Origin of the sequence: Streptomyces sp. NPDC058812 (assembly GCF_042744565.1) — a bacterium.
GTDB lineage: Bacteria > Actinomycetota > Actinomycetes > Streptomycetales > Streptomycetaceae > Streptomyces > Streptomyces thinghirensis.
The window spans coordinates 1-12,152 of sequence record NZ_JBHYOB010000042.1; the positions used below are offsets into that span (position 1 = coordinate 1).

The following is a 12,152-nucleotide window of genomic DNA, read 5'->3' on the forward strand; positions in this document are numbered from 1 at the left end:
GTCTTCGCCGACAGCGGCCACACCACCGGCCCCTGCGGCACCTCCCCGGCCACCTCACGGGGCTCCTCGGCGGGCGCCTGTTCCAGGATGACGTGCGCGTTTGTGCCGCCCATGCCCCACGACGACACACCGGCGATCAGTGACCGCTCGGGATGCGGCCAGGCACCGGTCTCGGTCCGGACCCGCAGCCGCAGTTCGTCGAGGGGGATGTGCGGATTGGGCGACTCGTAGTTGAGGCTGGGCGGGAGGGTCCGGTGCTTGATGCTGAGCGCCGTCTTGATCAGCCCGGCGATCCCGGCGGCGCTCTCCAGATGACCGATGTTCGTCTTGACGGAGCCGACGTGCAGCGGGTCGTCGGCGTCGCGCTCACCGCCCAGCGTGGCGCCGAGGGCCGCCGCTTCCACGGGGTCGCCCACGGGAGTGCCGGTGCCGTGGAGTTCGACGTACTGCACCTGGTCGGCGGGCACTTGGGCGTCGGCGTAGGCGAGTCGGAGGACGCGCTCCTGGGCGTCGGCGCGCGGTGTCGCGATGCTCGCGCCGCCCCCGTCGTTGTTGACGGCGCTGCCGCGGATCACACAGTGGATCGGGTCGTTGTCGGCCAGCGCCTGGGCGAGAGGCTTGAGGACGATCACGCCGCAACCCTCGCCGCGGATGTAGCCGTTGGCGCGGGAGTCGAAGGTGTAGCAGCGGCCGTCGGGGGAGAGGCCCCCGAGCTTGCCGGCCGTGACGGTGCTCTCCGGGACTAGGTTGAGGGTGACACCGGCCGCGATGGCGAGGGAGGACTCGCCGCGGCGCAGGCTCTCCACAGCCAGGTGCACGGCGACGAGGCTGGAGGACTGGCCGCTGTCGACGGTGAGGCTGGGGCCGGTCAGACCCAGGTGGTAGGAGATGCGGTTGGCGAGGACGCTGCGCTGGGTGCCGATGAGGCTGTGCCGCGTGATGGACTCCAGTCCGTTGTCGCGCAGCAGGGTGGTGTAGTCGTCCCACATGGACCCCACGAAGACGCCGGTCGCGGTGGCGTCGAGGCTCGCGGGGACGACCCGGGCGTCCTCCAGCGCTTCCCAGGCCAGTTCGAGCAGTATGCGCTGCTGCGGGTCCATGGCCTGGGCCTCGCGGGGGCTGATGCCGAAGAAGGCCGCGTCGAAGCCGCGGACGTCGGCGTCGTCGAGATACCCGCCATACCGGGTGGTCACCTTGCCCGGGGTGGCGAACTCGCGGTCGTGGAGCGCCTCGGCGTCCCAACGCGTCGACGGTGTCTCCGTGATGGCGTTCGTCCCGGAGCGCAGCAGCTGCCAGTAGGCGTCCAGGTCGCGCGCCTGTGGCAGCCGGCAGGACATGCCGATGACGGCGATCGCTCGCAGACGCGGGTCTCGGTTCGCCTCTTCGGCAGAGGTCGCGGGGAGTCCGGGCACACTGGAGTTCACGCTCAACCGTCCTTGATCTGAGGAGGACTTGGCTACCGCGCGCGGGCGCGGCGATCTTGGTCCGACAGATGCGTCGACCGACCTGAGCAGGGTCCGCCGGGGGGCCAAAGAGGGCCTTGGCGGGCCCTAAAGCCGATGCGTGACGCGGGCGCCCGGGTGCAGGGCGGGACATCAGGAAGAGCGAATTCCGAATTCCTCACATGCTGTGACTGATCACGTGCGTCTTGACGGTTGCCTTACTCAAGAGTTGTCAGCTCCTGACAGATTATCGTGGTACGTTGCCTAGGACGTTCCGAGGGCACCGGGTGCCGTTGTGGACGTGTCCACGGACTCGTATCGCGGAGGGGTGTTCATGAGGTTCATCGAACGCGACGCCGAAGTACGTACCTTGGCGGAGATGTTCGTCGACTCGGAACGACGTCCCCGGAACACCGTCATACTCATCGAGGGCCCCGTGGGGTGCGGCAAAAGCCAGTTGCTGCACATGGGTGTCGAAGAAGCCGCGCGCCGCGGTGGGTTGGTGCTCGCGGCCACCGGCTCGCACGAGGAACGCAGGCTCCCCTTCGGGATAATGCGCCAGCTGATGGAAGACGTGGGCATTCCCGACGAGGCCGGTACCAGACTGGCGGAACTGGTGCGAGTAGCCACGGAATACGCGGCGGACGGCCCGCGGGAATTCCAGGTCGACGACGTGCGCTGGCCGCCGCTGATGCACAGCGTTTTCCTCTCCTTGAGTGAACTCGCCAAGTCCCGTCCCGTCGTCATCGCCGTGGACGATCTCCATCACGTCGACGACGTGTCCCTGCACTTCCTGAAGTACCTGTTGCGCCGTTCGCGCGGATCACGGGTATCCTTTCTGCTGACGATTCCCCTGCATCAGAAGCCGCAGGACAGCCTGTTCGAGGCGGAGATGCTGCGCCAGCCGGCGTTCGTGCGGCTGGCCGTGGGCCTCCTCGGCCGGGCAGGTGTGAGGCGTCTGGTGGACGACCAGCCCGACACCGCGGCGTCGAGCCGCGCCGTGGACGAACTGTGCGCGCTCAGCGGCGGCAATCCCCTTCTGGTGCGCGCCGCGATCGAGGAATTCCGCAGGGAGCGCGCCGCGGAGCGCATCGACAGCCCTTTGCGATTACACCGGGGAGGCCCTTTCGCCCAGGCCGTGCACGCCTGCCTCGCGGTGAGCGGCCCCGACATCGCCGACGCGGCGGCCGCCTTCGCCGTACTCGGCCCCTCGGTCTCCGTGCCCCGGATCAGCCGGCTGCTGGAGATGGACCGGCACACCGCCGAACAGGGCGTCGCCTGTCTGCGCGCCGCCGGTCTCGTCACCGGCACATCCTTCCGGCACGCCGCCGTCGAGAGAGCTGTTCGCGAGGCCTTCCCGGCCGAGCGGCTCGCCATGCTGCACGGGCGGGCCGCGGAACTCCTGCGCGACGAGGGCGAGGCCGTTCCGGTCGTCGCGGACCACCTCGTGGCCTGCGGTGAGGACGGGCCCGCGTGGGGCTTGCAGGTGCTGGTGGAGGCCGCGGAGAGCGCCCTCGGCGGGGACCTTGCCGCGAAGGCCGTCCGCTATCTGGAAGCCGCGCTGGACAGGTGCCACGACGACGCGCGACGCGCCGAGATCCAGATCCGGCTCGCCGAAGTCGTCCACCGCGTCGACCCCACGGCGGCCGAACCCCTCCTCGACCAGGCCCTCGCCGTCGCGCGCCGCCACGACCTGCCGGCGCTCTCCCTGGAAAGCCTGGCCCGGATGGCGCGCGCCCGGGGATACGTCACCGAGAGCGCCCTGACCGTACGGCGGCTGGGTGCGGCCGTGGCCCGGGGCCGGACCGTACTCAGAAAGGTCCGGGAGGCGCCCGTCGTGGACCGGACGCACCACACCCCCCGGCGCCCGGGCCCCCCGCGGGGCGCGCGGCCCACCGTCGCCCTGGACGAGGCCGAGCGGGAGCTGTGGGTCAGCCTCGCGCACGGCGCCGCCGAACCCGCGTTGCTGGTCACGACGGGACTGTGGACCCTGCCGGGCTGGGGCACCGGCGACGGGCCCGCGCCCCGGGTGGCCGGCAGCTCCCTCAGTGCCCGGTCCCACATCAGCGACATGGGGCTGCCCGGCATGCTGAACGCCGTCAAGGCCTTCGCCTTCGCCGACCGCACCGACGCGGCGGCCCGCTGGTGCGAGACCCTGAGCGAGGAGGCCGACTGGCGCCGGGCGCCGGGCTGGCAGGCCGCCGTGAACGCCGTCCACGCCGAAGTCCTGCTCCTCCAGGGCCGGTTCGCCGAGGCCGACCAGAAGGCCGCCGAGGCCCTGGCCGACGTCCCCATGGGCACCGACAGCGTCTTCGTCGCCGGCCCCGTCGCCGGCCGTATCCTGGCCGCCACGGCGACCGGACGCTACGAGGAGGCGGCCCGCCACCTGGGCCGCCGCCTGCCCGAACGCGTCCACCACACCCTCGACGGACTCGGCTACCTGCGTGCACGGGGTCGCTATCTCCTCGCCATCGGACACGCCCAGGCCGCCCTCGACGACTTCCTGTGCGTGGGGGGCCGTACGGTCGCCTGGGGGATCGACAAACCGGGACTGATCCCCTGGCGGATCGACGCCGCCGAAGCCTGGCTGCGGCTGGGCGAGGACAACGAGGCCGAGCGGCTCATCACCGAGCAGGCCTCCGGCGTCGAGGTCAGCAACTCCCTCACCCGGGGCATGACCCTGCGCCTGCGCGCCTCGACGGCCGAGGCCCCCATGCGGCGGCGGCTGCTGACCCGCGCCGTGGGGGAGCTGCAGAAGTCCGGCAACGTCTACGAACTGGCCAGGGCACTGGCCGATCTCGGCCACGCGCACCGCAGCACCGGCGACCGGAGCCTGAGCGAGTCCGTTCTGCAACGGGCCTGGCGGCTCGCCCAGGAGTGCGGAGCCGTGGAACTCGCCGAACAGCTCCGCGGCCCCAGTGTGCGCTTCGAGGGCGAGAACGACGCCCAGTCGAAGCTCAGCGAGTCCGAACGGCGCGTGGCCGCGCTCGCGGCATTCGGACACACCAATCGGGAGATCGCGGCACAACTGCACGTCACGGTGAGCACGGTTGAACAACATCTGACACGTGTCTATCGGAAACTCAACATCGCTCGCCGGCAGGATCTTCCGCCGCAGCTCAGGATTCCCCTCAACCAGGTTGCCTGATGAGGCGTCTTTTCTCCGCAGTGCAACATGGAAACCCCGGTATCCGTAGAAGATACCGGGGTTTTCCTTTGTTGATGAGGCGGCAACGTGACGGCAACCTCTGGCCAGGGGCTCTTCAGGGGTTTGTAGGGGGAGGGGTGGGGTTGGCTCGCGCATGCGGGCATGGAGACAATGAGACGTACGACTGAGCACCTGAAGATCTCAAGATGGGGGAACGAAATGCGCTACGAGATCCTGGGGACACTACGCATAGTCGACGAAGGGCGCGTGGTCACCATCGGGGCCCGTAAAGTCGAGACTCTGCTCACGGCGTTACTCGCCAGTGTCAATGAAACCGTGCCGTCAGGTCGGTTGATCTCCGAATTGTGGGGAAACAAGGCACCACGAAGGGCCAGCGCCGCACTCCACGTCTATATATCCCAGCTCCGCAAGACCCTCAAGAATTCGCGGTGCGACAGCAACCCGATCGTCACCACACCGCAGGGCTACATGCTCACGCTGGCCGGGGACGAATTCGACGCCCGTGAATTCCAGCAGCTAGTCGAGCTGGGACGGCGCCGCGCCCGGGAGGGCCGGCACGGCGAGGCCGCCGACGTCCTGGGCAGGGCGCTCGCGCTGTGGCGCGGACCGGCCCTGCTGGACCTGTGCGACGGCCCGATCATCTACGGCTACGCGGCGCGACTCAACGAAGTCCGCCTGGAGTGCATCGAACTGCTGGTCGAGTCCAGCATCGAACTCGAACGTCACCGGGAGGTCATCGGCCGGCTCTACTCCCTGGTCACGGACCACCCGCTGCGCGAGGCCTTCTACCGGTACCTGATGATCGCCCTGTACCGCTCGGACCGCAGGGCCGAGGCACTCGCCGTGTACCAGAAGGCCCGGGACACCCTCCGCAGCGAACTGGGCCTCGAACCCTGCCAGTCCCTGCGCGACGTGCACCAGGCCGTGCTCACCGACACCGCTCTGCTGGTCGGGGGGGCGAGGGTGTGACCCCGCCCCGCCGGCCGGCGGGTGCCGCCGCTCAGCCGGGCAGCCCGAACCACTTGATCAGTGCCTCGGTCAACCCGTTGAGGACGTCGTCGACGCCGACCCAGGCCACGAACCCGTCGGGGCGTACCAGCAGGGCCGTGGCGTCGACGCCCTCCACCGGCCCGGCCGGGACGACGGACACCCGCTCGCGCCAGTCCGCGGCGACCGCGGCGGCCGGGGCATCGCCGCCCGGCGTCAGATCGAAAAGCACACCGCGCGCCGCGTGCAGCGGGTGCGTGTCCTCCCCGCCCGCCTCCAGAAGGGCGCCGGGGACCCGGGCACCCAGCAGCGGGTGGGCCGCGTCGGCCGCGTCCGCGTCCCACAGCGGGTACCGCACGTTCGTCACCCGGGTGACGAAGTGCCGGTTCGCGTCGTCCAGTTCGATCAGCTCACCGACCAGCCGGCGCAGTCCCGGGGACCGTTCCATGCTGTGCATGATCTCCAACTGGGCCTGACCGTGCCCGCACGCCCGCTCGCCCACCGGGTGCCGCTCGGCGCTGTAGCTGTCGAGCAGCTCCCGCGGAGCCCACCCGTTGAGGTCGGCGCCGAGCTTCCAGCCCAGGTTCACGGCATCGTGGATCCCGGTGTTGTGGCCGTGGTTGGCGTGCACGAAATGCCTGTGCGCGGCGTCCCCGGCCAGGAACACGTTGCCCTTGCGGTAGTCGCGCGCGTGCAGGGTCGTACCGCCGTACCGGTGAGCCCAGCGCAGCTCGTGGAACTTCATCTCCTCGCCGGTGACACGGCGGATGCTGCTCGTCAGCTCCTCCAGTGTCACCGGCGTCGAGGGATCGTCGGGCCGGGTGTCGAACTCGATCGACATGACCCGGATGACGTTCTCCTTGAACGGCCAGATGCAGAAGATCCCACGGGAGTTGACGTCTGTGACGAAGCCCGCCTCGGCACCTTCCGGCAGCTTCACGTCACCGAAGATGCCGTAGTACGACAGCGGGCTCTCCTCGTAGTCGAACCCGGCGACCTCCCGCGTCGTGCTGAGCGGGCCGTCCGCGCCCACCAGATAACGGCACTCGATCGTGTAGACGTCGCCGCCCTCGCCGCCCGAGCGCACGGTCACCGTGACGCCGTCCGAGCGCTGCTCCACGCCCACGACCTCGTGACCGCGCCGCACCTCCACACCCAGCTCGGCGGCACGCCGGGTGAGGACCTCCTGCTGCAGGCGCTGCTCGATGATCACGGTGAAGTCGTCACCGGACCGGGGCACGTCCAGCCACAGCATCGAGAAGTGCAGCCTCGGCCACGACTCGAAGTCGTCGCCGAACTCCGACAGCAGGCCGCGCTGTGCGAAGGCCTCGACGGCCCGCGGATGCACACCGAGATTGTGGGAGTGGTCACCGATCACATGCTCGCGCTCCAGGACGATCGCCGGCACACCGGCGAGCCCCAGCTCGTGCGCGAGCATCATGCCGGTCGGACCTCCGCCGGCGATCACCACCGTACGGTCCGGCGCGATCGGCGGGTCCGGGACGATCGGCGTCTTCGCATTCATGGAGAGGTCCTTCCGGAAAGAGATCGGTGATCGAAGGGCGTCCTGTGGGACAGGACGCCCGACAGACGGTCGAAGAAGTCGTCCACACCGGCGTCGCGCGGGAAGAAGTGCCCGCCCGGCAGTCGGTGCACGTCGCAGGAGACCGACGTCAGCTCGGCCCAGGCCTCCGCGTCCCCGGCGGTGACCAGGGGATCGTCATGGCCGGTGAACACGTGCAGCGGGAGCGGCAGCCGGTCCACGTCCCCGGGATCATGGCTCGCACACAGCGCCAGGTCGTCCCGGACCAGCGACAACGCCCACCGCAGCCACTCGGAGTGGTGCAGCAACTGCCGGGACAGCCCGCCGATGCCCACCAGCCACTCCACCAGCTCGCCCTCGGACGCCTCCGGCACCTCCCGCAGCCGCTGCGGCCGCTGCGGCGCCGGATGAGCGCCCGCCAACAGCACCACCGGCATCGAACGGCCCTCGGCGGCCCGGTGGCACGCCAGCCGGTAGGCGACCAGGGCACCCATGCTGTGCCCGTACAGGGCGTACGGCCTCTCGGGCTGCGACAGATACGGGTCCAGCTCCCGGTCCAGCTCGCGCACGAGCACGTCCATGTCCCGCACCCGGGGCTCCTGCACCCGCCGCTCCCGGCCCGGCAACTGCACCGGCAGGACCTGCACCTCAGGCCCCAGCCGCGCCTGCCAGTCCCGGAACCAGGACGCGGCGCCGCCCGCGTGATGCAGGCAGAACAGCCTCAGCCCGGCCTCCGCCCCGGGCCGCACCGTCAGCCAGGGACTCGGTTCCACCGTCGCGGTGCCTCCGGCGACCGGTGCGGGCGGGATGGCGGTGTCGGCACCCGGCGGCGTCAGCACCGGGGGGATCACGGGGTGACCGCCAGTTCGTACAGATCCAGCAGACTCGTCGACTCCAAGGCGTCCGGGACGGCGATCCGCCGCTGCGTCTCCCGCTCGATCAGCACCAGCAGGGACAGCAGATGCACCGAGTCCCACTTCGGCAGCGCGTCGAACGGGACACCGACGGTCTCCCGCGTCACCGGAATGCCCAGCTCGACGCTGACCAGTGACACGAACTCGTCCACACTGCGCATCAGTTGTCTCCCTCGTCGCTCGGACTGTGCTCGCCGAAGTCCTCGACGAGCGCCACATGCTCCGGCGGATCGGCGATCACGCCGAGGTCGTGGCGGAACGTCGCCCCGTGCGGGCCGGCGCCGAGCGCCACGAAGCCCGCCCGCTCGTAGAAGTCCGCCACCTTGCCGTTCTTCGCCGTGGGCACGTAACTCCCGGTCACCTCCCGCGCACCGCGGTCCTTGGCGTACCGCAGCACCGCCGACAGACAGCTCTGCTCGATCCCGCGCGAGAACACCCGGCAGCTGAGCAGGAAGTTGTCCAGCACCGCGGTGCGGCCCTCGAAACGCAGGAAGACCGCGCCCACGACGCCGTTGTCGCCGAACCGGTCCGAGGCCTGCACGGCCAACGGCAGCCGAACCGGGTCCGCGCACCACGCACGCACGTCCTCCGGCTGGAGCCGACGGCCGGTCATGTTGAACTGGTTGGTGCGCAGCGTGATCTGCGAGATCCGCGCCACCTCCCGTTCCCCGACCGCGGCCAGCCGCACCGTCACCCCAAGCTCCCGCAGATAGTCGTCGAGGGAGTCGAAGTCGTTGAGGAAGTCCCGGCGCACCAGCTCGTCCCGATACCGCTCCGGACGCATCAGGTCCTCACCGGTCAGCTCCCGCACGGTGAACCAGCCGTCCCGCAACAGCCGTTCACCGTGCAGCGCCGGCTCCTCGTCGACATCGACGACGGCGACCTCGGGCAGCTCCCGGCGCACCAGACCGCGCTCGTAGGGGCTGTCGTCCACGAAGACGAAACTGTCGACGCCGATGTTGAGATCGCCCGCGAGCTCGCGCAGGTTCTCGTGCTTGGGACGCCAGTTGGCGACGACCCGGACGAAGTCCTCCTCGTGCAGTGTCATCCCCGGATGCCCGCGCAGGACCTCCCGCACCGGCTCCAGGTCGTTCTTGCTCACCGCCGCCAGCAGCACGCCCTGCGACGCGATCTGCCGCGCCACCCGCTGGAACGCGCGGAACGCCTCACCGCGGTAGGTGTCGGCGACCTCGATGCCCTCCGGCCCGTCGTCACCCAGCACACCGCCCCACACCGTGTTGTCCAGGTCCAGGACCAGGCACTTGCGCAGCCGGCCCGTGATCACGCGGGCCAGATGGCCGGCCTCACGCGCGTACGCGCCCAGCGTCTCGGGCGACAGATGCGCCTTCGCGTACAGGCTCAGCCGAGTGTCAGCGACCGTCGGCCGGTCCCGCACCGCGTCGTTCACGGCCTCCAGATCCAGCACCACGAGCCGCGGGTGTTCCTCCACCAGCCGCAGCAGCCGCGCGTTCGCCTCCCGCCACAGCGCGCCGGCCCGGGCCCGTGACCGCAGATCGACCAACTGGGCGGTGAGCGCGTGCGGCAGGGGCAGCGTGTTGAGCACGAGCGTGCCGCGCGCTGTGGCACCGAACCGCGCCACCAGCCCTTCCAGCAGACCCAGTTCCGCGTCCAGGACGTCGGCCAGATCCTGCACGCTCCACGGGCTCGGCAGCTTGTCCAGCACCACCCGGGCGTCCAGCACACACAGCGCGAGATCCGGATCGCGGGCGTACAGCTCGCTCGACGGATCCGTCAGGTCGAAGACGTAACTGTCGAAGTCGGACAGCTGCGGCCGGGTCCACAACCCGTGCCGCGCACACTGCGCGACCAACGCGGGCAGCAGCGCATTGAGCGTGCTGTGCCCGGTGACCGCGATCCGCACGGCCGGCAGCCCGGGGTGGGCCCGCCCCACCCGGTCCTCGTCGAGACCGGCGAGCAGCCGCCCGGCCCGCGGCAGTTCGTCCTCGCTCACCGAGCCCACCAGGGCGAGAGCCCGCGGAAGCTCGTCGACGAGCCGGTCGGCGTCGCCCAGCTTCTGCAGCTCCGCGAAGGCGTCCGTACTTTCGGGGATGGCTGTCGTAGTCATGGGAGCCGACCTCTCAGACCTTCTCCAGGGCGTAACCGGCCTTGATCCACTTGCTCGACTCCACCGCGATGCCGATGGCGCGGTCGCCCTCGGCCATCTGGGGGATGAGCTGTTCCAGCTGGAAGAACGGCAGCGCGTTACCGGTGTTGGAGATCTCCGACACGCAGCTCACCTCCTCCGCACCCGGTACGTTCAGCTCCTCGACGATGCGGTCGGTCATCTTCACCGACAGCTGCGGCGGCAGCAGGTAGTCGACATCGGTCTCCGCCCAGCCCAGGTCGTCGAGCAGCTCCCGCAGGATCTCCGCCGACATCACCGGCACGGACTCCTCGATGGCCTTGTAGTCCTCACTCACCGCCTGCCGGGCCGAGTCCCGGTCGATCAGCCCGAACCAGTCCACCGTCTGGCCCGGCGGACGCCCCAGGCCCGTCAGCCGGTTCATCAGCCCGCGGATCACCAGGCTCTGCGGCGCCTCGTCCGTGGTCAGCACCGCGGCCCCGGCCGCGTCCCCGAACAGCAGCAGGTTCACCAACTCGTCCGGCGCCAGCTTCTTGACGTCGACGGACAGGTCGTAGTGCTTCGCACAGACCTCGCCACCGATCACCAGCGCATGCCGCCGACCAGGGGTGAGGAGCATCTGCCGGCCCAGATCCATCGCCTGGACCGCGCCCGTGCAGCCCGACTGGAGCTGGTACGTCGGCACCTCGTTGATCCCGAGCCGGTCGGCGATCATGTTCACCGTCGTCGGCATCAACTGGTCCGGCATCGCGGTCCCGAGCACCATCACGTCGACGTCACCCGGCTCCAGGCCGGCGTTCTCCAACGCCCGCCGCGCGGCGGTCTCCCCCAGTTCCGTCAGCGAGGAGACCACCTCCCCACTCTCCAGGTCGACGGCGAGATGTCGGGTGCTCGCGCCGATGAAGGCCTCGATCCATTGCTCCCAGATCTCGTCCATACCGAACCGCCGGGCCAACGCGGCGTTGTCGAGGAGCGGTCCGGGCAGGGCCGTACCGACCGAAAGAATCCGAGTCTCCGAGCCGTCCATCCGGTCCTCTCCCACAGTGGTGATGACTTACAAGGGCGGTGGCACACAGGGCCACGGCAGCGGAGGCGCTGCCCGGCCCATCGTCCGGACCCGGTCTTAAGCCGACCTAAGAACCCGCGGAGCCGCCCACCGGGCTTTAGAGCCCACCAAGGGGTCCCTTAGCCGACTCAGCGATGTTGCCAATGCCGCGGGGCCGCGCCGCCACGGCGTCCCGTTCCTGACACTCCCGAGTTCCTGGCCCACGACCGCCCCCCCCACGACCGCCCCGAGGGAATGGCTGCAGATGGCGAACACGAACGAAGCGAAGCTCCGCGACTACCTCAAGCGCGTCACCACTGAGCTGCACGAGACCCGGGAGCGCCTGCGCACGACCGAGGCCCGCGCCAAGGAGCCGATCGCGATCGTGGGGATGAGCTGCCGGCTGCCGGGCGGGGTGACCTCGCCCGAGGGCCTGTGGGAGCTGCTGACCGAGGAGACGGACGCCATCTCGCCCTTCCCGGCCGACCGCGGCTGGGACCTCACCACCCTGTACGACCCCGACCCCGACAGCTCGGGCACCTGCTACGCCCGCAGCGGCGGCTTCCTCCAGGAGGCCGACGGTTTCGATGCCGGGTTCTTCGGGATCAGCCCGCGTGAGGCGCTGGCGACGGATCCGCAGCAGCGGCTGCTGCTGGAGGCGGCGTGGGAGGCGTTCGAGCACGCGGGCATCGACCCCGCCTCGGTCCGCGGCAGCGACACGGGCGTCTTCGCCGGTGTCATGTACGACGACTACGGCGTCCGCCTGCACTCCGCGGAACTCCCCGACGGACTCGCCGGATACGTCGTCAACGGCAGCGCGGGAAGCGTGGCATCCGGTCGAGTCTCGTACGTCTTCGGTCTTGAGGGTCCGGCGGTGACGGTGGACACGGCGTGCTCGTCGTCGCTGGTCGCCCTGCACCTGGCCGCCCAGGCGCTGCGGGGCGGGGA

Annotated in this window: 9 protein-coding genes; 3 read left to right on the top strand and 6 right to left on the bottom strand. The window is 70.2% G+C overall.

What is annotated here, in order from left to right:
• A partial coding sequence (locus tag ACFW48_RS38040) for a type I polyketide synthase (RefSeq protein ID WP_386323156.1) occupies positions 1–1,424 on the bottom strand: 1,424 nt, incomplete at its 3' end.
• 352 nt (positions 1,425–1,776) lie between these two features.
• On the opposite strand from ACFW48_RS38040, the gene ACFW48_RS38045 reads away from it, so the two are divergent.
• Complete coding sequence (locus ACFW48_RS38045; protein ID WP_386323158.1) at positions 1,777–4,590, top strand: AAA family ATPase; 2,814 nt, start codon at positions 1,777–1,779, stop codon at positions 4,588–4,590.
• A 219-nt stretch (positions 4,591–4,809) separates the two neighbouring features.
• Positions 4,810–5,580, top strand: a complete 771-nt coding sequence (locus ACFW48_RS38050; RefSeq protein WP_386323160.1) for a BTAD domain-containing putative transcriptional regulator — start codon at positions 4,810–4,812, stop codon at positions 5,578–5,580.
• A 31-nt stretch (positions 5,581–5,611) separates the two neighbouring features.
• Here the strand turns inward: ACFW48_RS38050 and ACFW48_RS38055 are convergent, their stop codons facing one another.
• Genes ACFW48_RS38055 through ACFW48_RS38075 form a run of 5 tightly spaced genes read right to left on the bottom strand, consistent with a single transcriptional unit; the run spans position 5,612 to position 11,186 of the window.
• A complete protein-coding gene (locus ACFW48_RS38055; protein ID WP_386323162.1) occupies positions 5,612–7,123 on the bottom strand; it encodes an FAD-dependent monooxygenase in 1,512 nt (503 codons plus the stop codon).
• A complete protein-coding gene (locus ACFW48_RS38060; RefSeq protein ID WP_386323164.1) occupies positions 7,120–7,992 on the bottom strand; it encodes a thioesterase II family protein in 873 nt (290 codons plus the stop codon). Before ACFW48_RS38060 ends, ACFW48_RS38055 begins: the two co-directional genes overlap by 4 nt.
• On the bottom strand, positions 7,989–8,216 hold the full coding sequence (locus ACFW48_RS38065) for a hypothetical protein (protein ID WP_059303111.1): 228 nt from the start codon (positions 8,214–8,216) through the stop codon (positions 7,989–7,991). Before ACFW48_RS38065 ends, ACFW48_RS38060 begins: the two co-directional genes overlap by 4 nt.
• Positions 8,216–10,141 (bottom strand): HAD-IIIC family phosphatase, encoded by a 1,926-nt coding sequence (locus tag ACFW48_RS38070; protein ID WP_386323166.1) that lies wholly within the window; start codon positions 10,139–10,141, stop codon positions 8,216–8,218. Before ACFW48_RS38070 ends, ACFW48_RS38065 begins: the two co-directional genes overlap by 1 nt.
• Positions 10,142–10,154: 13 nt before the next feature.
• A complete protein-coding gene (locus tag ACFW48_RS38075) occupies positions 10,155–11,186 on the bottom strand; it encodes a 3-oxoacyl-ACP synthase III family protein (protein WP_360843929.1) in 1,032 nt (343 codons plus the stop codon).
• Between the two features lie 283 nt (positions 11,187–11,469).
• On the opposite strand from ACFW48_RS38075, the gene ACFW48_RS38080 reads away from it, so the two are divergent.
• A partial coding sequence (locus ACFW48_RS38080) for a beta-ketoacyl synthase N-terminal-like domain-containing protein (RefSeq protein WP_386323168.1) occupies positions 11,470–12,152 on the top strand: 683 nt, incomplete at its 3' end.